Here is a 22,066-nt window from a genome sequence, read left to right as displayed (position 1 = left end):
CTGAGCAACCGTTTAAACGGCCGACAGAACTCCACATAACGACATCACTTTGTTTAACCTTTTAAACAATCGGACGACTATCGAAGTTGCTGTCTGCCGCAGGTATTGCGAGGCAACTTCGATTGATTCATTCAAGGGCGCAATTGCAACAAAGCGGCCGCCACGGCGTTATCAAAACGCTGGATCACTTGCTGGCATTGTTCTTCGTCGATAATCAACGGCGGCAACAGGCGAATCACATTGCCTTTGCGTCCGCCGCGCTCGAGTAACAGGCCTTGTTTGAAACACTGCTGCTGGATGGCCACGGCCAGCGCCGGGTCCATCGGGAAATGCCCGTGGCGATCCGCCGGTTGGCGTTCATCGACGATCTCGATGCCCAGCATCAAGCCGCGACCGCGCACCTGGCCGAGGGCCGGGTAATGGGCCTGCAACTCGACCAATCGGTCCTTTAGCCACTGACCACGGCGTTCGGCCTGGGCGGCTAGGTTCTGTTGTTGCAGCACCTGCAACGTCGCCAGCCCGGCGGCCATGGCCATCTGGTTGCCGCGAAAGGTGCCGGCGTGGTTACCCGGCTCCCAGGCGTCGAACTCACGGCGGATGCCCAGCACCGCCATCGGCAAACCGCCACCGACGGCTTTGGACATGACGATCAGGTCGGGTTCGATTTCAGCGTGTTCGAAGGCAAACATCTTGCCGGTGCGACCGAAACCGGTCTGCACTTCGTCAAGTATCAGCAGGATGCCGTGCTTGCGCGTCACCTCGCGGATCGCCCGCAGCCAGCTCGCCGGGGCACTGTTGACTCCACCCTCGCCCTGCACGGCCTCAAGAATGACCGCCGCCGGAAGCGAAACGCCACTTTCGACGTCTTCAATGAACTGGGTGAAATAGTGGGTCAGCGCCTCGACCCCAGCCTCGCCGCCAATCCCCAGCGGGCAACGGTATTCATGGGGGAACGGCATGAACTGCACGCCCGGCATCAGGCTGGCGATGGCATTTTTCGGCGCGGTATTGCCGGTCAGGGCCAGGGCGCCGTGGGTCATGCCATGGTAGGCCCCGGAGAAACTGATGATGTTGCTGCGCCCGGTAAAAGTTTTGGCGAGCTTCAGCGCCGCCTCCACCGCATCCGCTCCGGACGGTCCGCAAAATTGCAGGCAGTAATCGCGGCCCTGGTTCGGCAACAGACTGAGCAGGGTTTCGCTGAAGGCGTCCTTGACCGGGGTGGTCAGGTCCAGGGTGTGCATCGGCAGGCCCGAGGTGAGGAAACTGTCGAGGCTGGCCATGATCGCCGGATGGTTGTGCCCCAGGGCCAGGGTGCCGGCGCCGGCCAGGCAGTCGAGGTAGGTATTGCCCTCGACGTCGGTTACCCAGACGCCATGCGCCTTGGCAATCGCCAGTGGCAACTTGCGTGGATAACTGCGTACATTGGATTCGAACTTGCTTTGTCGAGCCAGATAGTCGGCATTGGTTTTTTGCAAAGTGTTAGAGTGCAATAAGCCATCATTCAACATCGGTTTATCCTCGATAAGTTTCGATATGCAAACTATTCCCATTAAGAATTGGACGCAACTGCTGGCTCACACTTTTTTGGAATATTTACATAACTCGATATTCGGCTATTAAAACTGTTCGCGCACGCACCATCACAAGTTATAAAAACTTGAAATACGATCATCAGTGCCATTATCCGGCCATGTTCTTGTTATAAATCTGACAACTTTGTTATTACCTTTAAACAGGTAACAACTGAAATAAAAGTGTCGCGTTAGATCATGTTAGCGTGGACATGGGCTCTTCCTCTGCCAGAATCAGTTCATCAACAACACGGCGGCGCCCTTCCCTGTGGCGCACGACGGGTTCGATTCAGAAGTCGACGGTTGCCGAAAGGAGATAGGTGCGCGGGGTCGAGAGGGTCAAGCCAGGCTCACTGTCATCCGAAGCCCCGGCCGAACTCCAGTAGCGCTTATTCGCCACGTTCTCGATATTGCCGCGCAAGGTGACGTTCTTCTCGTCGACCTTGAACGCGTAGCGAGCGCCGACGTCCATGCGGGTCCACGCGTCGATTTCCTCGACGTTGGACTGGTCCAGGTACTGCGAGCTGGAATAGATGGCGCGGCTGGTCAGGGTCAGGCCCTGTACGCTGCGCACGTCATATTCGGCGCCGAGGTTGACGTTGTATTTCGGCGTGGCTGGGGCGCGGTTTCCGTCGTAGAGGCCGTCGGTGGTCTTTTTCAATTCGCTGTCGATATACATGACGCCGCCGAGCAGGCGGAAGCCATCGAGCGGTTCACCGAACATGCTCACTTCCACACCGGTGTTCTGACGCTTGCCGTTCGGGCCGAAGATCTGTGTCTTGTCGTTAGTCTCGTAGGCCGGCTGCTTGATCCGGAACACCGCAGCGGTGACGGCGAACGCACCGGCGTCATACTTGGCGCCGACCTCGACCGAACGGCTGATGAACGGAGGGAAAATCTCATCGTCGTTGACCGAGGCTGTCGGCGCAATCTTGCCCTGGCTCAAGCCTTCCATGTAGTTGGCGTACAGCGACAGTTTGTCGGTGGCCTTGAACAGGATGCCACCCGACGGCGAAACTTTTTCTTCGTCATAGGCGGTGTCGCCTTTGACGTCATTGTTCCAATCGTCAACCTTCACGCGCTGCCAGCGAGCGCCGAAGGTTAGCAGCACACGGTCATCGAAGAAGCCGAGAGTGTCCGACAACGCCAGGCCGGTGGAGAGGTTCTCTGTGTAGACCTTCGGATCCTGTCGCGTAGGTCTGTTCGGTGTCGGCGTTTCTACCGGGTTGTAGAGATTGCTGGGGGCCGAGGCATAGCGAGCGCCGCCATTTTCGAAGTCCATATAGAAATAACTGGCCGCCAGATTGATTTCATGGCTCACCGGACCGGTATGAAACCAGTTGCGTACGCCAAAATTGCCCGTGCGGACATTTTCGTCACGGGTGAAGTCACGGGGCTGAACGCTGAAATCGCCGGCATTATTGGTGACTGCCACGGCATGCCGCAGGAAGTCGTGATTGCTTTTACGCGCGCCCACGCCGCCGTACAGCATGACGGAATCGCTGACGTCGTATTCGCCGTTAACAATCCCGAAGGTGTCCTTGGTTCGCGCCTTGCTCCAAGGCTGCGCATAGTTGTGGCGAACATCGTTCGGATTCGGGACTTTCGTATTGAGGCCGAGGACCTGCACACGCTCCTGCGGCGCATCGGTATCACGCTCGGTGTGCCCGACGTCGGTCGAGAGGCGCAGGCGTTCGCCGCGAAAATCCAGGCCCAGTACGGCCATGTCGCGGTCGACACTCTGGTGATCCCATTCGGTGTCGCCGGACTGCTTCACGCCGTTGAAACGAATCCCGAACTTGTCATCCTCACCAAAGCGACGGGCGATATCCACGGCGCCGCCAATCTGGTTGTTGGACGCGTAGTTAGCGGTGAACGAGGTGATTGGCGCATCGGTGGCACGCTTGGGCACCACGTTGATCCCGCCACCGACGCTGCCCCGCGGCGAGATGCCGTTGATGAGCTGGCTCGGGCCTTTGATGATGTCGACGCGGTCAGCCATCTCCATGTCAATCGTATAGGTCGGCAGCACGCCGTAGAGGCCGTTGTAGGAAACATCGCTGTTGAACAGGCTGAGCCCGCGAATGGTGAACTGTTCATAGCGCCCACCCGCAGGGTTGGTAGCGCGAACCGACGGATCGCTGGCCACCAGGTCGCCCAGGGTACGGGCCTGCTGGTTCTTCACCGCCTCGGCGGTGTAGGTGGTCATGCTGAACGGCGTTTCCATGAAGTCTTTGGAGCCGAGCATGCCTTGCGAACCTTTGCGTGCGACCTGGCCGCCGGTATACACCTCGGCGTCCGACCCGCCCGTGGCACCGAGAATCGAAGTCGGCGCCAATTGCAGGCTGCCGCCTTCTGGCGCGGGGGTCAGGATGTACGCTTGCTCGCCCACCGGTTGCAATTGCAGACCAGAACCCTGCAACAGCCGGGCAAAGCCCTCCTCGACCGCGAAGTCACCGGAGAGCCCGGGGCTGTTACGACCACTCACCAGCGCCGGGTCAACCGACAGGTTCACCCCGGCCAGCCCGGCGAAACGGGTCAGCGCAGCGCTGAGGCTGCCGGCGGGAACTTGGTAGCTGCGTTTGGACGCATCTGCGGCCCAACCGGCAGTGATGAACAACGGACAGGCACTCAGGCTCAACAACAGACTCAAGTGCAACAACGGGCGCAGCCTGGAGGGAGTCAGACGCGTACTGCAAGGCATCACTGCGGGCATTGAGAATCTCTCTGATTTCGTTTCACTTGCTTTGAATGACAAGCGACGCGAAAAAAGGGGACACGCCTTAAACAATATTTTTGCGCGGCAGCAGCGTTACCCAATAACGCGTACGCGAATGCACCTCCAGCGGCAGGCTGGCCGCCAGCAACGCAAGGATGCGATCAGTGTCTTCCAGACGAAAACTGCCAGTGACACGCAGGGCTTCCAGTTCCGGCTCCCAGCGCAGTACACCGGGGCGATAGGTGCTGAGTTCGCGCAGAAAATCCCCCAGGGGCTGGTTTTGCGCCATCAACACGCCGTCGCGCCAGCCTGGGGCGAATACGTCGAATGGCTCCACGTTACCGGCACCCATCGCCTGAAGGCTGACTTGCTGGCCGCCGCGCAAGGAAAAGACCGGTCCACGCAGAGGCTGCAACTGCACCGTGCCTTTGAGCACGGACACCTTGCAGCCCGTCTGTTCCTGACGCACGCAGACTTCGCTCTGACTGACGACCACTTGGCCGAAGCGCGTCTGGATCGTCAGCGGCGAAGCTCCAGGCACATTCAGCGCTATTTCGCCTTCCACGAGTTTCAGCAGGCGATTCTTCAGGTCGATATCGACGGCGCTCGCGGTGTTCAATTGCAGCGTGCTGCCATCGGCCAACTGGACTTTCTTGCCCTCCCCGGTCGCGGTTCGCAGATCGGCGCTCCAGACGTCCAGGGGCAACTGCCGACTGATCAGCCAGGCGGTCGGCACCAGCGCCACCGCACCTACGGCACGTTTGAGCACCGTGCGCCGACTGGCTTGTGGTCGATCCAGACTGGCCATGGCCAGTGCCGGCGGCAAGTCGGCAAAGCGCTGGCGCAGCATTTGTGCCTTCTGCCAGGCCTGCTCATGACTGGCGTGACTATCGCGCCAACTCTGCAACTCGGCACGCTCGCGCTCACTGGCGGAACCGGATTCCATCAACGCCAGCCACTGCGCGGCGGCTCGCACAACCTGGCGAGCTTCAGCCGAAGGCGCCGAACCGATCACAGCTCCACCAATAGGCAATGTTCATAGGCCTGGGCCATGTAGCGCTTGATCGTGCGCTCCGAAACCTGCAGGCGTTCGGCGATTTCTTGATAACCCAAACCTTCCAGCTGACTCCAGAGAAACGCCCGTCGCACCGGGCTCGGCAAGCCATCAAGCAATTCGTCCAGGGCTTGCAGGGTTTCCAACAGGATCCAGCGCTGCTCGGGGGACGGCACGCAGTCCTCCGGCAGCAGCGCCAACGCATTGAGATAGGCTTGTTCGAGGCTTCGGCGCTTGTAGAAGTTGGTCAGCAGCCGCTTGCCGACTGTGGCGAGGTAAGCGCGGGGTTCTTGCAGGTCGGCAATACGCTGGGAACTGGCGAGCAAGCGTACGAACGTATCCTGACTGAGGTCCGCCGCATCACAGCCATTGCCCATGCGTCGTCTCAACCAGCTTTCGAGCCAGCCCCGGTGGTCGCGGTACAGGTCGTGGAAGGTTTGCCCCGTCGGCATCGCTGCATCACTCATCTAATGGAACCCTGCGCGAAGAAATATTTTAAATGCGACTCATTCTAATTAGTGATGGGACTTCAAATAAAGCGCTTTGTGCGGTTTGCACCTAGTAACTACTTGAATAAATGTATGACAGACAAGGATGACAGCCGCGAAAGCACCGGTTAATCAGGGCTGCGGGGAATTGAGGGGAATTATCACGAAACGTCAGAATTCATTGCAGATCTGCGCTTGGTCGGCGGATGCGAATCCATGAGGGACGGGGAAAGGAGAGAAAAGCCAAATCGCAGACACAAAAAACCCCGGTCTCTCGACCAGGGTCTTTGCTATCGACTCGAAGTCAGCCAGCGGCTTTTCTTCGTAGCTCCAAGGCGTTCAGTGGGCCTTGAGGCAGATATGGCGCAGCGGACGGGACTCGAACCCGCGACCCCCGGCGTGACAGGCCGGTATTCTAACCGACTGAACTACCGCTGCGTATCGCTTTGGACTTGCGTCCAAGTAACTCGTCTGACTGAAAGCTTCGAGGCTTTTCAATCTCGAAGAAGGTAAACCTGCTTCGGAAATATGGCGCAGCGGACGGGACTCGAACCCGCGACCCCCGGCGTGACAGGCCGGTATTCTAACCGACTGAACTACCGCTGCGCGTCGGTGGAGGCTTTTAAAAGCTTCCATCTTGCTTTCGCAAGACTCTCGGAAGTGGTGGGTGATGACGGGATCGAACCGCCGACATTCTGCTTGTAAGGCAGACGCTCTCCCAGCTGAGCTAATCACCCGTTTGCATCTCCGAGGCCGCGAAATTTACGCAGGTAGCGAACCTAAGTCAATAGCAGGATTGAAGTTTTTCTGAAAAAGACAAAATCGTGTCATTCGGCGAGATGTGGGTAGTCGTCATCATCACGCTTATGCCGTCAGACCGCTTTCGCGAGCAAGCCCGCTCCCACAGTGGTTTTGTGTCGTACACAGAATCTGTGTACGCCGACAATCAACTGTGGGAGCGGGCTTGCTCGCGAAGACGGCGGCACATCCAACATAAACGCTAGCCGGGTCGCCGCTGAATTACTCGCTGTAAATCATCTTCTTGGTCATGCCGCCATCGACCACGAACTCCTGGCCCGTGACGAAACCGGCGTTCCTCGATAACAACCACGCCACCATCGCCGCCACGTCCTCGACCGTCCCTACCCTGCCCGCCGGATGCTGGGCATGATCGGCATCGGTCAGGGGTTCGGCACGCCGTGCAGCCGGGTCCCGCGCATCGATCCAGCCCGGGCTGACCGCATTGACGCGGATCTCCGGCCCCAGACTGATCGCCAACGCGTGAGTCAGGGCCAACAGGCCGCCCTTGCTCGCCGCGTAAGCCTCGGTGTCGGGTTCCGACTGTCCGGCGCGGGTCGAGGCCAGGTTGACGATCGCACCGTTGTGAGCACGCAGATACGGCGCACAGTGCTTGGCCAACAACATCGGCCCACTGAGGTTTACCGCCAACACACGGTTCCAGTAGGCCAGATCAAGACTTTCCAGGGTGATGTTGTGCGGATCGGCCACCGCCGCATTGCACACCAGCGCATCCAGACGCCCAAATTGCCCCAGCACCTCGGCAACGCCCAACGCCACCTGCCCTTCGTTCGACACGTCCATGGCGATGAACCAGGCGTTGTCGCCCAGCACCTTCGCCACTTTCGAACCGCGCACGCGATCCAGATCCGTCAGCACCACCTGCCAGCCTTCGCTGATCAGCCAGGCCGCGATCCCCAGGCCGATGCCACGGGCGGCACCGGTGACCAGCGCAACGCGGCCATGGGTGCCCGTACTCGGCGTCGACAACTCGATCACAAGGCAGCCAAACCGCGCGCCAGATCGGCTTGCAGGTCGGCCACGTCTTCCAGGCCGACCGCAATGCGGATCAGGCTGTCACGGATCCCCGCCGCTTCACGCTCTTGCGGCGCCAGGCGGCCGTGGGAGGTGGTGCTCGGGTGGGTGATGGTGGTCTTGGTGTCACCGAGGTTGGCGGTGATGGAAATCAAACGAGTCGCATCGATAAAGCGCCACGCGCCTTCTTTGCCGCCCTTGACTTCAAAACTCACTACCGCGCCGAAGCCTTTCTGCTGACGCAAGGCCAGTTCGTGCTGCGGATGGCTCTTGAGACCAGCGTAATGAACCTTCTCGATACCGTCCTGCTGCTCCAGCCACTCGGCCAGTTGCTGGGCGTTGGCGCAGTGCGCCTTCATCCGCAGATTCAGGGTTTCGAGGCCCTTGAGGAAGATCCAGGCGTTGAACGGGCTGAGGGTCGGCCCGGCGGTGCGCAGGAAACCGACGATTTCTTTCATCTGCTCGCTGCGACCGGCTACAACGCCGCCCATGCAACGGCCCTGGCCGTCGATGAACTTGGTCGCCGAGTGCACGACAATGTCCGCGCCCAGCTTCAGCGGTTGCTGCAACGCCGGGGTGCAGAAGCAGTTGTCGACCACCAGCATCGCGCCTTTGGCGTGAGCGATTTTCGACAGTTCGGCGATGTCCACCAACTCGGCCAGCGGGTTGGATGGCGATTCGACGAACAGCAATTTGGTGTTGGCCTTGATCGCCGCATCCCAGCCGGACAGGTCTGCCAGCGGAACGTAATCGACTTCGATGCCAAAGCGCTTGAAGTACTTCTCGAACAGGCTGATGGTCGAACCGAACACACTGCGCGAAACCAGCACATGGTCACCGGCGCTGCACAGGCTCATCACCACCGCCATGATCGCGGCCATGCCAGTGGCGGTGGCCACCGCTTGCTCGGCGCTTTCCAGCGCGGCGATACGCTCTTCGAACGCGCGTACGGTCGGGTTGGTGTAGCGCGAGTAAACGTTGCCCGGCACTTCACCGGAAAAACGCGCTGCTGCGTCGGCAGCGGTACGGAATACGTAGCTGGAAGTGAAGAACATCGGATCACCGTGTTCGCCTTCCGGCGTACGGTGCTGACCGGCGCGTACGGCCAGGGTATCGAACGCTACGCCATCGAGGTCGCTGTCCAGCCGACCGGCATCCCAATCCTGACTCATGCTGTCACTCCTTGCCTTGCTCGGTAGTAGATACAAAACCGGCCTGGAGGGGGACACCCGTCAATGTAGGAGCGAGGCTTGCCCGCGAAGGGGTCGTCACATTCAACATCACTGTTGCCTGTGACACCACCTTCGCGGGCAAGCCTCGCTCCTACAGATGCAGGCCGGTAGTTGTTACTCAGTTGTTATACAGATCAATGATCGCGCTGACTGCCTGGGTCTTGACCTTGGAGGCATCGTTGCGGGCCTGCTCGATCTTGTTCAGGTAAGCCTCGTCGACGTCGCCAGTGACGTACTTGCCGTCGAACACCGCGCAATCGAAGTTCTCAATCTTGATCTTGCCGCCACCCACCGCTTCGATCAAGTCAGGCAAGTCCTGATAGATCAGCCAGTCGGCGCCGATCAGGTCGGCCACGTCCTGGGTCGAACGGTTGTGGGCGATCAGTTCGTGGGCGCTCGGCATGTCGATGCCGTAGACGTTCGGGTAGCGCACCGCTGGGGCTGCGGAGCAGAAGTAGACGTTTTTCGCGCCGGCTTCACGGGCCATCTGGATGATCTGCTTGCACGTGGTACCGCGAACGATCGAGTCGTCCACCAGCATCACGTTCTTGCCGCGGAATTCCAGTTCGATGGCGTTGAGCTTCTGGCGTACGGATTTTTTCCGTGCAGCCTGGCCCGGCATGATGAAGGTCCGGCCGATGTAGCGGTTCTTCACGAAGCCTTCGCGGAACTTGACGCCCAGGTGGTTCGCCAGTTCCAGGGCCGCGGTGCGGCTGGTGTCCGGGATCGGGATGACCACATCGATGTCGTGCTCTGGACGCTCGCGCAGGATCTTGTCGGCGAGTTTCTCGCCCATGCGCAGGCGAGCCTTGTAGACCGAGACGCCGTCGATGATCGAGTCCGGACGCGCCAGGTAGACGTGTTCGAAGATGCACGGGGTCAGGGACGGGTTGGTCGCGCACTGACGGGTGTGCAGCTTGCCGTCTTCAGTGATGTAGACCGCTTCGCCCGGTGCCAGGTCGCGAATCAGGGTGAAACCGAGCACGTCCAGGGACACGCTTTCGGAGGCGATCATGTACTCGACGCCTTCGTCGGTGTGACGCTGGCCGAAGACGATCGGGCGGATGCCGTGCGGATCGCGGAAACCGACGATGCCGTAGCCGGTCACCATCGCCACGACGGCGTAGCCACCGACGCAACGGTTGTGCACGTCAGTCACGGCGGCGAACACGTCTTCTTCGGTAGGCTGCAACTTGCCGCGCTGGGCCAGTTCGTGTGCAAACACGTTGAGCAGCACTTCCGAATCGGAGTTGGTGTTGACGTGGCGCAGGTCAGATTCGTAAATCTCCTTGGCCAGTTGTTCAACGTTGGTCAGGTTACCGTTATGCGCCAGGGTGATGCCGTAAGGCGAGTTGACGTAAAACGGTTGGGCTTCGGCCGAAGTCGAACTGCCCGCGGTCGGGTAACGCACATGGCCAATGCCCATGTGGCCGACCAGGCGCTGCATGTGACGCTGATGGAACACGTCACGCACAAGACCATTGTCCTTGCGCAGGAATAACCGGCCATCATGGCTGGTCACGATACCGGCAGCGTCCTGGCCGCGGTGCTGGAGCACGGTTAGCGCGTCATACAGCGCCTGATTGACGTTCGACTTACCGACGATACCGACGATGCCACACATGCGACGCAACCCCTACTTAATGGATCTGAACTGAACACAACTCACTGAGGCGTTTTGGCCGTCGGCAAGAGGTGCTCCTTGAACGGTAACTCAGCGGGTACGCTGATACCGCTGGCAAGCCACTGACTGCTCCACCCGAGAATCAGGTTTTTGGACCAGTCTGCGACCAATAAAAATTTTGGCACTAGCTGTGATTCTTTCCACCAGCTGTCCTGCTGTACCGGCCCCAGGCTCAACAGCCCGACTGCCACGACCACCAGCAACACGCCACGTGCGGCGCCGAAGGCCATGCCGAGGAATCGATCGGTCCCGGACAACCCGGTGACGCGAACCAATTCGCCGATAAGATAATTGATCATTGCACCGACGATTAACGTGGCGACAAACATGATGGCGCAGCCCGTGATCACACGGGCCGATGGCGTTTCGATGTATCCGGCGAGGTACTCGGACAATGAACCACCGAACATCCAGGCGACGACTCCTGCGATGATCCAGGTCACCAGCGATAGTGCTTCTTTGACGAAGCCGCGGCTCAGACTGATCAATGCGGAGATGGCGACGATTGCAACGATCGCCCAGTCAACCCAGGTAAATGGCACAGTGCAGCCTACAGACGGATAAGGCGGCGCATTTTAGCAGAGCCCATGCTTATCGGTAAGCTGCGATTGTCAGTGCATTTCAAATCGGGGCGATAGTTTTAGCCGCGCTCAGGCTGGAAACGCACGACAAAACCTTTCAGGTTCTGCTGGCGACCCAACAAATCACGCAGACGATCGGCTTCTGCGCGCTCGATCAGCGGCCCGACGAACACCCGATTCTTGCCATCGGCAGTGCGAATGTAGGCGTTGTAGCCCTGGCTGCGCAGGGATTTTTGCAGGCTTTCTGCGCTGGCGCGACTCGACAGACTGGCCAGTTGCACCGACCAACTGACCGACAGGCCATTGGCATCGACGCGGCTCTGGGTGGTGTCTGGCTTGGCCGGTGCAGCAGTGATCGGCTGGGCCGGTGCTGGTTTGGCGACAGGCGCAGGCGGCGGAGTCACCGGTTTAGCGGCAGGAGTCGCAGGCGTCGCAGGCGTCGCAGGCGCAGCCGGTGCAATCGGCATCGCCGGTGCTTGCTGATCGGCAATCTCGTCATCGCTTGGCACCGGCTCTTGAGGCAGGGCTTGCGGCTCAGGCACTACCACCGGTTCGACCTGCAACTGCGGCACCGAAGGGGCCTGTGGTGCAGACGGTGCCTGCACCGTGACCTGACGCTGTTCGTCCTGACGGGAGAACAGCATCGGCAGAAAAATCACCGCCAGCGCAATCAGCACCAGGGCACCGACCATGCGCTGTTTGTACGCCTTATCCAGCAAAGCCATTTGCCGCTTCCTCCGTGGAGCGCCGGGCCAACCATTCCAGGGCCTCGGCAACACAATAAAATGATCCGAACAACAGAATCTCGTCGTCGCTCGTCGCGAGTGCGCACTGCCCTTCCAGAGCGGCGGCCACACTGCCATAGGACGTTACCGACGCGCCAAGGTTCTGCAAGGCCACGTGTAATTCCTCGACCGGACGCGCCCGCGGCGAATCCAGCGGCGCAACCGCCCATGACTGGACACTAGCATTCAATTCGCCAACGACACCATCCAGATCCTTGTCCGCCAGCAAGCCGAACACCGCCAGGCGTTTGCCCACTGGTGGACGACTGGCCAGGCGCCGAGCCAGATACTCCGCTGCGTGGGGATTGTGCCCCACATCCAGTAACAAATTCAGGCGCTTGCCCTGCCAGTCGAACTGCCGGCGATCAAGCCGACCAACGATGCGCGTGGCTTTCAGCGCTTCAACAATCTGCGCATCGACCCACGGCAAACCGGTCAACAAATAAGCCTGCAACGCCAACGCCGCGTTTTCCATCGGCAGATCGAGCAACGGCAGGTCATGCAGTTCAACCACACGCCCTTGAGCATCGAGGCCGCGCAATTGCCAGTTGTGATCGGTAATGCCCAGATCGAAATCGCGCCCACGCAGGAAAAACGGACAAGCCAGCTCGCGCACCTTGTCCAGCAGGGGTTGGGGAGGATCCAGGTCGCCACAGAGCGCAGGCGCGCCCTGGCGGAAGATGCCGGCCTTCTCGAAAGCCACGGATTCGCGGGTATTGCCCAGGTAATCGGCGTGATCAACGCCAATGCTGGTGACCAGCGCGATATCCGCATCGACTACGTTGACCGTGTCCAGACGCCCGCCCAGGCCGACTTCCAGCACCACGGCATCGAGACTGGCCTGTTGAAACAGCCAGAACGCCGCCAGGGTGCCCATTTCGAAGTACGTCAGGGAAGTCTCGCCACGCCCGGCCTCGACCGCAGCAAAGGCTTCGCACAACTCGGCGTCAGAGGCTTCGACGCCATTGACCTGCACCCGCTCGTTGTAACGCAGCAGGTGCGGAGAATTGTAGACACCCACTTTCAGGCCCTGGGCCCGCAGCAATGAAGCCACGAATGCGCAGGTGGACCCCTTGCCGTTGGTGCCGGTGACCGTGATCACCCGAGGCGCCGGCTTGCCCAGTCCCATGCGGGACGCTACCTGTTGCGAGCGCTCCAGGCCCATGTCGATGGCCGAAGGGTGCAACTGCTCAAGGTAGGCGAGCCATTCGCCAAGGGTACGTTCGGTCATAGGTTGGCAGGTATCGGTGGAACCACGATCGGCTCGATAGGTGCGGCGACGAATTTCGGCGTCGGCAGGCCCATCATCTGTGCCAGCAGGTTGCCCAGGCGCGGACGCAGTTCCTGACGGTGAATGATCATGTCGATAGCGCCGTGTTCCAGCAGGAACTCGCTGCGCTGGAAGCCTTCCGGCAGTTTTTCGCGCACGGTTTGCTCGATTACACGCGGACCGGCGAAACCGATCAGGGCTTTCGGCTCGCCGACGATCACGTCGCCGAGCATCGCCAGGCTGGCGGAAACGCCGCCGTAGACCGGGTCGGTCAGCACCGAGATGAACGGAATGCCTTCTTCACGCAGACGCGCCAGCACCGCAGAGGTCTTGGCCATTTGCATCAGGGAGATCAGGGCTTCCTGCATCCGCGCACCACCGGAGGCGGCGAAGCAGATCATCGGGCACTTGTTTTCCAGGGCGTAGTTGGCGGCGCGCACGAAGCGCTCACCGACGATGGCGCCCATCGAGCCGCCCATGAAGGAGAACTCAAACGCGGAAACCACCACTGGCATGCCCAGCAGGGTGCCGCTCATGGAGATCAGGGCGTCTTTTTCGCCGGTGGCTTTTTGCGCGGCGGTCAGGCGGTCCTTGTACTTCTTGCCGTCGCGGAATTTCAGACGGTCAACCGGCTCCAGGTCCGCCCCCAGTTCGGCACGGCCTTCGGCGTCGAGGAAAATGTCGATACGGGCGCGGGCGCCGATACGCATGTGGTGGTTGCACTTGGGGCAAACGTCCAGGGTTTTTTCCAGCTCCGGACGATACAGCACAGCCTCGCAAGACGGGCATTTGTGCCACAGACCTTCAGGCACCGAGCTCTTCTTGACCTCGGAACGCATGATCGAAGGGATCAGTTTGTCTACTAACCAGTTGCTCATGCTTTCTTTCTCCAGTACCGGCGGCCCGAACGCTTTGGTTCGCAGCCCCGCGTATGCCCTTGAGCTAAATTCATGTGTGTGGCGATGATGCCGGATGGCCGGGTCAGAAAAACTGACCTGCGTACAACCCGAAAACCCTCAGCCTCTTTTCTACAGAGCTGTGGACGGCGGCAGTTAGCCAGCCGTCACATCACGTACCGCTTTGATGAATGCCTGGATCTTTGCGTGATCCTTGATGCCTTTACTCGCCTCTACCCCGCCACTGACGTCCACGGCATACGGCCGGGTCCGGGTGATCGCTTCGGCGACGTTGTCCGGGGTCAAACCACCGGCAAGGATGATCGGTTTACTCAAGCCTTGCGGTATCAATGACCAGTCGAACGCTTCGCCGGTTCCGCCCGGCACGCCTTCGACGTAGGCATCGAGCAGGATACCGCTGGCACTTGGAAAGGCATCGCAAGCAGCGGCAATGTCATCCCCGGCCTTGACCCGCAGGGCCTTGATGTACGGGCGATTCCAGCTTTCGCAGTCGTCAGCGGTTTCGTCGCCATGGAACTGCAACAGGTCCAGCGGCACGGCGTCGAGAATTTCGCCCAACTCGCAACGGCTGGCATTGACGAACAAACCCACGGTGGTCACGAACGGCGGCAAGGCCTTGATGATCGCCCTCGCCTGCTGGAACGTCACCGCCCGCGGGCTCTTGGCATAAAACACAAACCCGATGGCATCGGCCCCGGCCTCGACTGCCGCCAACGCATCTTCTATGCGGGTAATCCCACAAATCTTGCTGCGAACGGCTGACATGTCGATAGAACCCCAAGGCAAATCCGAGAAAGTCCCGGATGGTAACAAATGCGTTCGAGGGCGTCAGCCGTCAAGTTCGGTGAAGCCGGTCAAGAAGTGCGGCCCGATGTAACGCTCGGGCAACTGGAACTCATCGTGGTACTCCACCTGCACCAGATACAGGCCGTACGGGTGCGCCGTCACCCCGCCGGAACGCCGAATGCGGCTCTCCAGCACTTCCTTCATCCACTCCACCGGGCGCTCGCCGGCACCGATGGTCATCAGCACCCCGGCGATGTTACGGACCATGTGATGCAGGAAGGAGCCAGCACGAATATCGAGGACGATCATTTTGCCGTGGCGGCTGACTCGCAGGTGGTGCAGCTCCTTGATCGGCGACTTGGCCTGGCATTGCCCGGCGCGGAAGGCGCTGAAGTCATGGGTGCCGACCAGATACTGGGCGGCCTCGGCCATGCGCTCGACGTCCAGAGGGCGGTGGTTCCAGGTGATTTCTTCGTTCAGGTGCGCCGGGCGGATCTGATCGTTGTAGATCACGTAGCGATAGCGCCGGGCGATGGCCTTGAACCGCGCATGAAAGTGCGCCGGCATGACCTGAGCCCAACTGACGCTGACGTCGTGGGGCAAATTGATGTTGGCACCCATGACCCAAGCCTTGAGCGAGCGCTCGACCTGGGTATCGAAATGCACCACCTGGCCGCAGGCATGCACGCCCGCATCGGTGCGCCCGGCGCAATGCAGCGACACCGGCGAATCGGCGACTTTGGACAGGGCGTTTTCCAGGGTTTCCTGCACGGTCAGCACGCCAGAGGCCTGGCGTTGCCAGCCGCGATAGCGCGAGCCTTTGTATTCCACGCCCAACGCGATCCGAAAAAAGCCCTCGGCCACCATTTCGGCGGCCGGATTATCTATATTTGCCAAGGGGTGACAGCCTGCTGATCGACGCAAAGGCGGGCATTATAAGGCCGCAAGTCCGGGATGCCAGAGCCGTGTGGCATTGCATCGCTGACACAGAGTTCGCTATATAGATAAATACACAACGAAAACACAAAAAACCGAGACCTGATGATGACCGCCACATTGAACAAGGAAGCCGTCGGCCTGGCCTATAGCCTTGAAGGCATGCTCCACGCCAAACGCAAGACCTGGGAAGCCATCGCCGAAATGGCCCGCCGCGTCAAACCCGGCATGCTCGAATCCGAAGCCCAGGCGATGAGCCTGCAGGTGCTGACGGAACTGGGCATGGACCGCATCTGGCACCCGTCGAAAATCCGTTTCGGCGCAAACACGCTGAAAACCTTCAAGCAGCCCTCCGACGGCGATCCGGCGCTGGCGCAAAACGATATTTTTTTTATCGACCTCGGCGTGGTCTGGGATCGCCATGAAGGTGATTCAGGCGCGACCTTCACCGTCGGCGACGATCCGGAGATGAAGGCGTGTGCCGTGGCGGCGAAAACCCTGTTCGACCAGGTTCACGACTACTGGCGCACCCAACAGGTTGCCGGTCCTGAGCTGTACCGCTATGCCGATGAGCAAGCGGGCGCAATGGGCTGGAAGTTGAACCTGGAAATCAAGGGACACCGGGTCAGCGATTTTCCCCATGCGATCTATCGTGCAGGGGATTTGGGGAATTTCGAGGACTGCCCGAATGTCGGGTTGTGGATTCTGGAGATCCAGATTGCCCACCCTACCCGACCGTTTGGGGCGTTTTATGAGGATTTGCTCGCCTGATTAGCAAAGCAGATTCCCATTGTGGGAGGGGGCTTGCTCGCGAATGCGGTGGTTCATTGAGCATTGATGCTGACTGACACACCGCATGCGCGAGCAAGCCCGCTCCCACAGGGGATGTGCGGCGATGCAGAAATGAAAACGGCAGCCTCAGTGGGCTGCCGTTTTTTTCAACTGACTGACCATCAAGCCAGGCGCGAAAGCATTTCCTTCGCTTCGCTCTTCTGCCCCGCATCACCCTCGGTCACCACTTCATTGAGGATGTCCCGGGCGCCGTCGTTGTCGCCCATGTCGATGTAGGCCTGGGCCAGGTCGAGTTTGGTGGCGACTTCGTCGGTCCCGGAGAGGAAATCGAACTCCGGTTCGTCATCTACCGCGGCGGCTGCATCTTCGGCGGTGAAGGTCGGCTCGCCAATGCTCTGGGACAAGCGATCCAGCTCGGCGTTGACGTCATCCAGTTCCGTCGTGAATGCGTTCGGCGCCTCTGGAGCGTCCATTTCGTCCGCCAGGGACAGGTCGAAATCCGCTGGCAGTTCCAGGTCGTCCAGCGCTGCTTCGTTCGTGGCGGGTGCATCGACCGGCGGCAGATCCTTCACGCCTTCGTCCAGGTCGAGCAGGAAATCGTCTTCGGCCAGGGTCGCTGGCGAGGCATCGCCACCGAGGTCCAGGTCCAGATCGAAGTCCGACAGGTCGTCGAGGTTTTCCTTGATGTCGGTCTGCTGTTGCAGCACCGATTCAAAGCTCAAGTCGTCGTCCAGCGGGAATTCATCAAGATCGGCCAAAGGCTCCGCTGCGGGTGCCGGGGCAACCACGGCTGGAGAAGCGTTTTCCAGGTCATCCAGGCTCAAGTCAAAGGCGCTGTCGAGATCATCTTCTGCGACCGGGGCCGGCGCTTCAGGCTCATCCAACAGCAGATCCTTGACGTACTGCGCGTCCAACTCGGCTGCAACAGCAGCGGCGGCGATGCCACCCGCTGCGACCAGGGCCATGGCCGGGAAACGGCTTTTCAACTGTTCGACCTGGGCGAAGTTATCGCCATTGGCCACCAGTTGACGTTCCTGGGCAACGAATGCATCGCGATCACCCTGCTGACCGTAGACTTCCATCAGCTTCAGGCGCAGGTCGCTGCGTTGCGGTTCTTGCTTGATGCCGTCTTCGAGCAAGGCTGCGGCCTGATTCAGACGACCGCCGTTGATGTGCGACTGAGCCTGGCCCAGTACGTCGTCATTGCGCTCGGCAGCCGGGGAAACCAGCGGCGCGGCAATCACTGGGGCGACCACGACGGGTGCAATCACCGGAGCCGGGGCTGGCGGCGGCGTTGGAGCTGCCGCGAGTTTTACCGCTGGCGGTGGCACTTCCAGGCCTTCGAAGCTGCTTTCCGGCAGGTCCTGCTCAGGGGAAAACTCTTGTTCTTCCGCCAGGGCACGGGCCATGCGCAGGTGCTTTTCAGCTTCTTGCTGGGCTTTGCGGCGACGGGCCAGCAGCAACAGCAACAGCAGCAGGACGATGGCGCCGCCACCCACCAGACCCAGCAGGATCGGGTTGGTCAGCAGGTCATTGAATTTCTGGTCGTCGGCCACCGCAGGCGTTGGCTCGACTGAAGTTTCTGCCGGGGCCGGGGCCGGAGTGGCTTCGGGCGCCGTCACCACCGGTGCAGGCGTGGCCGGGGCCGCTTCAGTCGGGGTTGCCGCTGGTACTGGCGCAGGTGCCGGCGTCAGTTCTGCCGAAATCACTGGCGCAGCAGCAGTCGCCGCCGGAGCCGCCGGAGTACCCGCAGCGCCTTCCGCCTGCAACTTGGCCAGTTGATTGTTTTTCAGTTCGATCAGGCGTTGCAGCTTGTCCAGCTGACTTTGCAGATCGGTCATGCGGCTTTTCAGTTCGGCATTGTCACGACGGGTCGTGTCGAGGCTTTCCTGGGTCACCGCCAGTTTGTTGCTCAAATTCTTCGCGTCGCCAGCGGCGCCCTTGCGCCCCTTGCCGGACTCGGCAGACACCAGGCTCAGCTTGTCTTTCGCAGCCTGGGCCGAAGCAGGATCGGCAGTACCACGCTTGGTGGCATCGAGTTGCTGCTGACCGGTGCCAGGCTTGGCCACGTAGCGGCGACCCTGACGCCATGCGGTGTTCTGCGCGGCGACTTCAGCGATGGCCTTGGGTTGCGGCAAACTGGTGCTTTGCACCTGGTCCGGCATGCGCAGGACCTGACCGGTTTTCAGCAGGTTGATGTTGCCGTTGATGAAGGCTTCCGGGTTCAACGCCTGGATGGCCAGCATGGTTTGCTGCACCGAACCGCCGTTACGCGCCTTGGCCGCGATTTCCCACAGGGTATCGCGTGGCGTGGTGGTGTAGGTGGTTGGCTTGGTCGCGCCGGTGGTCGGCGCCGAAACCGCTTGGGCCGGCGCAGGTTGCGCGGCGGCATCGGCGGTTTGCGGGGAGAATTTGGACGGATCGAGCAGCACGCTGTAGTCGCGCAACAGGCGACCGTTAGGCCACATCACCTGGACGAGGAATTTCACCATCGGCTCGGAGAGCGGTTTGCTGGAGGTGACGCGCAGGATGCTTTTGCCGCTGGCGTTGAGCACCGGGGTGAAGGTCAGGTCGTTGAGAAACGCCTGGCGATCGACACCGGCCTTGGCGAAATCGTCCGGCGAGGCCAGGCTCGGCACCACTTCGGCAGCAGTGAGGTCCTTGACGTCGAGCAGCTCGATTTCCGCCACCAGGGGCTGGTTCAGCGTCGACTTCAGGGTCAGTTCCCCGAGCCCAAGGGCATGCGCCATACCGGAGGACAGCGCCGAGGCGGCCGCTATTGCTAACACCAGTTTGCGAACTTGAACCATAGCCTCATCCTTTGTTTGAACATTCCTCGGCCAGCGAGAAGGTGTTGAAAGTCGCTGCCGTAAGGCATTGCACGCGACGGCGAAGGGTCGTCGCGCGCGATCATTTCTTTGATGCCCCGGAAAGTCCCGTAGGGTCACTTGCCGTCAAGCACTCCGGCCAAGCATAGCGCTCGGCTAGAATCATTCGACAAATTGTTGCCAAGTATCTTTTACAGCAGGTCTTTTATCAACAATTCAGCCACCTGCACAGCATTGAGCGCGGCGCCTTTGCGTACGTTATCTGACGTCAGCCACAAATTAAGTTCCGACAGGTCGTCGATACCGTGGCGAACCCGCCCCACGTAGACCACATCCTGCCCCACCGCGTCACCCACCGCGGTCGGATAATCGCCGGCTTCCACCAACTCGATGCCCGGTGCGTCTTCCAGAGCGGCGTTCACTTTGGCCAGGTCCACGACGGCCCCTGACTGCAAGGTCACACTAAAGCTATCGCCAAAAAACACCGGGGCTTGAATGCAAGTCGCGGAAATCTTTAATAAAGGTAGCGACATGACCTGGCGCAGCTCACGCACCAGGCGTTTTTCCAGCAGCGTATGCCCCTGATCGTCGGGCTTGCCGACCTGGGCCAACAGGTTGAAGGCCATCTGCCGATCGAAGAAGGTCGGCTCCAGCGGACGCACATTGAGCAGTTCGGCGGTTTGCCGGGCCAGTTCGGTCACCGCTTCTCGGCCCTGAGCGGACACGGCCAGGCTGGCGGTGACGTGGAGGCGTTGCAGGTCGATCACCTGGAGCAACGGTGCAAGGACCACGGCCAATGTGGTGGCCGACGGGCTCGGGCTGCTGACCTGGAACGGTTTTTTCAAACCGGCCAGCACCTGGGCGTTGGCTTCCGGCACCACTTGCGGCGCCTGATCGGCCGGCAAGGCGCCGGACAGGTCGATCAGCGAACAACCGGCAGCCGTGGCGCGGGAGGCGAAGCTCAGGGTGACAGCTGGGCCGGCGGCGAAGAACACCAGTTGCACCTTGCTGAAATCGAACTCATCGACTTCCCGCACCCGCACGTTCTTGCCGCGAAACGGCACCGAATGCCCGGCCGATTCGCTGCTGGCCAGCAGGTGCAGGTTGCCGACCGGAAAGTCGCGCTCTTCGAGAATCTGCACCAGCGTTTCGCCGACAGTACCGGTGGCGCCGATCACGGCAATATCGAAGGACTGGCTCATGGTTCTACCTCTGGCGAAACGGGGGGAGCGGCACTTTACCGGGTGGGTGGCGTGCAGGCAATTTCTGCCGGGATTTGTAGTGACTGTGCCGGCCTCTTCGCGAGCAAGCCCGCTCCCACATGGGATTGCGTTCACCCTGTGGGAGCGGGCTTGCTCGCGAAGGGGCCGGCACAGTCACCCAATAAACAAAAAACCCGCACCTCTTTCAAGGCACGGGTTGTTTCATTGCATCAATCGATCAACGCTCAAGCAGGATCCGCAACATGCGACGCAGCGGTTCGGCCGCGCCCCACAGCAGTTGGTCGCCGACGGTGAAGGCGCCGACGTACTGGGTGCCCATGTTCAGCTTGCGCAGACGACCTACCGGGACGTTCAGGGTGCCGGTGACTTTCGTCGGGCTCAGTTCCTGGATGCTGGCTTCGCGGTTGTTCGGCACCAGTTTGACCCAAGGGTTGTGCTGGCTGATCAGCCCTTCGATGTCGGCGATCGGCACGTCTTTGTTCAGCTTGATGGTCAGCGCCTGGCTGTGGCAGCGCATGGCGCCGATGCGCACACAGATGCCATCCACCGGGATCGGGCTCTTGAAGCGACCGAGGATCTTGTTGGTCTCGGCCTGGGCCTTCCACTCTTCACGGCTCTGGCCGTTCGGCAGTTCCTTGTCGATCCACGGGATCAGGCTGCCGGCCAGCGGCACACCGAAGTTCTCGGTCGGGTACGCGTCGCTGCGCATGGCTTCGGCGACACGACGGTCGATGTCGAGGATGGCGCTGGCCGGGTCGGCCAGTTGATCGGCGACAGCGGCGTGGGTCGCGCCCATTTGCTTGATCAATTCACGCATGTTCTGCGCACCGGCACCGGAGGCCGCCTGATAAGTCATGGCGCTCATCCACTCCACCAGACCGGCTTCGAAAAGACCGCCCAGGCCCATCAGCATCAGGCTGACGGTGCAGTTGCCACCGATGTAGTTCTTGGTGCCCGCGTCGAGCTGCTGGTCGATGACCTTGCGGTTCACCGGGTCCAGCACGATCACCGCGTCATCCTGCATGCGCAGGCTCGAAGCGGCGTCGATCCAGTAACCCTGCCAGCCGGCTTCACGCAGTTTCGGGAACACTTCGCTGGTGTAGTCGCCACCCTGGCAGGTCAGGATCACGTCGAGGCTTTTCAGCTCTTCAATGCTGTAAGCGTCCTTGAGCGGAGCAATGTCCTTGCCCACGGACGGGCCTTGGCCACCGACATTGGAAGTGGTGAAAAACACCGGCTCGATAAGATCGAAATCCTGCTCTTCCAGCATCCGCTGCATGAGCACGGAACCGACCATACCGCGCCAACCGATCAGACCTACACGTTTCATCGCAACTACACCTTCTTGAAAAAGTGGGCCGCTGCTT

At 60.6% G+C, this 22,066-nt stretch carries 17 protein-coding genes and 3 tRNA genes; 1 reads left to right on the top strand and 19 read right to left on the bottom strand.

The features are described 5' to 3' along the window. Positions 1–131: 131 nt before the first annotated feature. The 16 genes from BK665_RS05525 to truA all read right to left on the bottom strand — a co-directional run bounded on the left by BK665_RS05525 (position 132) and on the right by truA (position 15,787). Positions 132–1,508 carry a diaminobutyrate--2-oxoglutarate transaminase gene (locus tag BK665_RS05525; protein ID WP_123403614.1) on the bottom strand — a complete coding sequence of 459 codons (1,377 nt, stop codon included), beginning with the start codon at positions 1,506–1,508 and terminating at the stop codon, positions 132–134. A 352-nt stretch (positions 1,509–1,860) separates the two neighbouring features. Then, complete coding sequence (locus BK665_RS05520; RefSeq protein ID WP_123403612.1) at positions 1,861–4,287, bottom strand: TonB-dependent receptor; 2,427 nt, start codon at positions 4,285–4,287, stop codon at positions 1,861–1,863. A gap of 67 nt (positions 4,288–4,354) precedes the next feature. Next, the gene (locus tag BK665_RS05515; RefSeq protein ID WP_123403610.1) at positions 4,355–5,305 is read right to left on the bottom strand and encodes a FecR domain-containing protein; all 951 of its coding nucleotides are present in this window, start codon (positions 5,303–5,305) and stop codon (positions 4,355–4,357) included. Continuing rightward, positions 5,302–5,811 carry a sigma-70 family RNA polymerase sigma factor gene (locus BK665_RS05510; RefSeq protein ID WP_123403607.1) on the bottom strand — a complete coding sequence of 170 codons (510 nt, stop codon included), beginning with the start codon at positions 5,809–5,811 and terminating at the stop codon, positions 5,302–5,304. Before BK665_RS05510 ends, BK665_RS05515 begins: the two co-directional genes overlap by 4 nt. A 382-nt stretch (positions 5,812–6,193) precedes the next feature. After that, positions 6,194–6,270: transfer RNA gene (locus tag BK665_RS05505), tRNA-Asp, on the bottom strand. Positions 6,271–6,361: 91 nt separating this feature from the next. Next, positions 6,362–6,438, bottom strand: a tRNA-Asp gene (locus BK665_RS05500). A gap of 55 nt (positions 6,439–6,493) precedes the next feature. After that, positions 6,494–6,569, bottom strand: a tRNA-Val gene (locus tag BK665_RS05495). Between the two features lie 283 nt (positions 6,570–6,852). Next, positions 6,853–7,629: an SDR family oxidoreductase gene (locus tag BK665_RS05490; RefSeq protein ID WP_123403605.1), complete on the bottom strand. Its 777-nt coding sequence runs from the start codon at positions 7,627–7,629 to the stop codon at positions 6,853–6,855. Next, positions 7,626–8,837, bottom strand: a complete 1,212-nt coding sequence (locus tag BK665_RS05485) for an O-succinylhomoserine sulfhydrylase (RefSeq protein WP_054615508.1) — start codon at positions 8,835–8,837, stop codon at positions 7,626–7,628. Before BK665_RS05485 ends, BK665_RS05490 begins: the two co-directional genes overlap by 4 nt. A 178-nt stretch (positions 8,838–9,015) precedes the next feature. Beyond that, the gene (purF, locus tag BK665_RS05480; protein WP_123403603.1) at positions 9,016–10,521 is read right to left on the bottom strand and encodes an amidophosphoribosyltransferase; all 1,506 of its coding nucleotides are present in this window, start codon (positions 10,519–10,521) and stop codon (positions 9,016–9,018) included. Positions 10,522–10,562: 41 nt separating this feature from the next. Beyond that, on the bottom strand, positions 10,563–11,123 hold the full coding sequence (locus BK665_RS05475; protein WP_123403601.1) for a CvpA family protein: 561 nt from the start codon (positions 11,121–11,123) through the stop codon (positions 10,563–10,565). Positions 11,124–11,221: 98 nt separating this feature from the next. After that, positions 11,222–11,887: an SPOR domain-containing protein gene (locus tag BK665_RS05470; RefSeq protein ID WP_123403599.1), complete on the bottom strand. Its 666-nt coding sequence runs from the start codon at positions 11,885–11,887 to the stop codon at positions 11,222–11,224. Continuing rightward, positions 11,871–13,178 (bottom strand): bifunctional tetrahydrofolate synthase/dihydrofolate synthase, encoded by a 1,308-nt coding sequence (gene folC, locus BK665_RS05465; protein ID WP_123403597.1) that lies wholly within the window; start codon positions 13,176–13,178, stop codon positions 11,871–11,873. The genes BK665_RS05470 and folC overlap by 17 nt, the downstream gene beginning before the upstream one ends. Beyond that, positions 13,175–14,095, bottom strand: a complete 921-nt coding sequence (accD, locus tag BK665_RS05460; RefSeq protein ID WP_123403595.1) for an acetyl-CoA carboxylase, carboxyltransferase subunit beta — start codon at positions 14,093–14,095, stop codon at positions 13,175–13,177. The genes folC and accD overlap by 4 nt, the downstream gene beginning before the upstream one ends. 174 nt (positions 14,096–14,269) lie before the next feature. Further along, complete coding sequence (locus BK665_RS05455; RefSeq protein WP_123403593.1) at positions 14,270–14,899, bottom strand: phosphoribosylanthranilate isomerase; 630 nt, start codon at positions 14,897–14,899, stop codon at positions 14,270–14,272. A gap of 63 nt (positions 14,900–14,962) precedes the next feature. Further along, a complete protein-coding gene (gene truA, locus BK665_RS05450; protein WP_123403591.1) occupies positions 14,963–15,787 on the bottom strand; it encodes a tRNA pseudouridine(38-40) synthase TruA in 825 nt (274 codons plus the stop codon). A gap of 177 nt (positions 15,788–15,964) precedes the next feature. On the opposite strand from truA, the gene BK665_RS05445 reads away from it, so the two are divergent. Beyond that, the gene (locus BK665_RS05445) at positions 15,965–16,627 is read left to right on the top strand and encodes a M24 family metallopeptidase (RefSeq protein ID WP_123403754.1); all 663 of its coding nucleotides are present in this window, start codon (positions 15,965–15,967) and stop codon (positions 16,625–16,627) included. A gap of 182 nt (positions 16,628–16,809) precedes the next feature. Here BK665_RS05445 and BK665_RS05435 read toward each other — a convergent pair whose 3' ends face one another. The 3 genes from BK665_RS05435 to asd all read right to left on the bottom strand — a co-directional run bounded on the left by BK665_RS05435 (position 16,810) and on the right by asd (position 22,029). Continuing rightward, entirely contained in the window at positions 16,810–19,458 is a 2,649-nt protein-coding gene (locus BK665_RS05435) for a FimV/HubP family polar landmark protein (protein ID WP_123403588.1), read from the bottom strand. A 209-nt stretch (positions 19,459–19,667) separates the two neighbouring features. After that, positions 19,668–20,678, bottom strand: a complete 1,011-nt coding sequence (locus tag BK665_RS05430; RefSeq protein WP_123403586.1) for an aspartate-semialdehyde dehydrogenase — start codon at positions 20,676–20,678, stop codon at positions 19,668–19,670. Between the two features lie 238 nt (positions 20,679–20,916). Continuing rightward, complete coding sequence (gene asd, locus BK665_RS05425) at positions 20,917–22,029, bottom strand: aspartate-semialdehyde dehydrogenase (protein WP_123403584.1); 1,113 nt, start codon at positions 22,027–22,029, stop codon at positions 20,917–20,919. Positions 22,030–22,066 lie beyond the last annotated feature (37 nt).

Origin of the sequence: Pseudomonas frederiksbergensis, from assembly GCF_003732665.1 — a bacterium.
Lineage (GTDB): Bacteria > Pseudomonadota > Gammaproteobacteria > Pseudomonadales > Pseudomonadaceae > Aquipseudomonas > Aquipseudomonas frederiksbergensis_G.
Note: the sequence above shows the minus strand (reverse complement) of the source record. Positions and strands in the feature narration are given on the sequence as shown.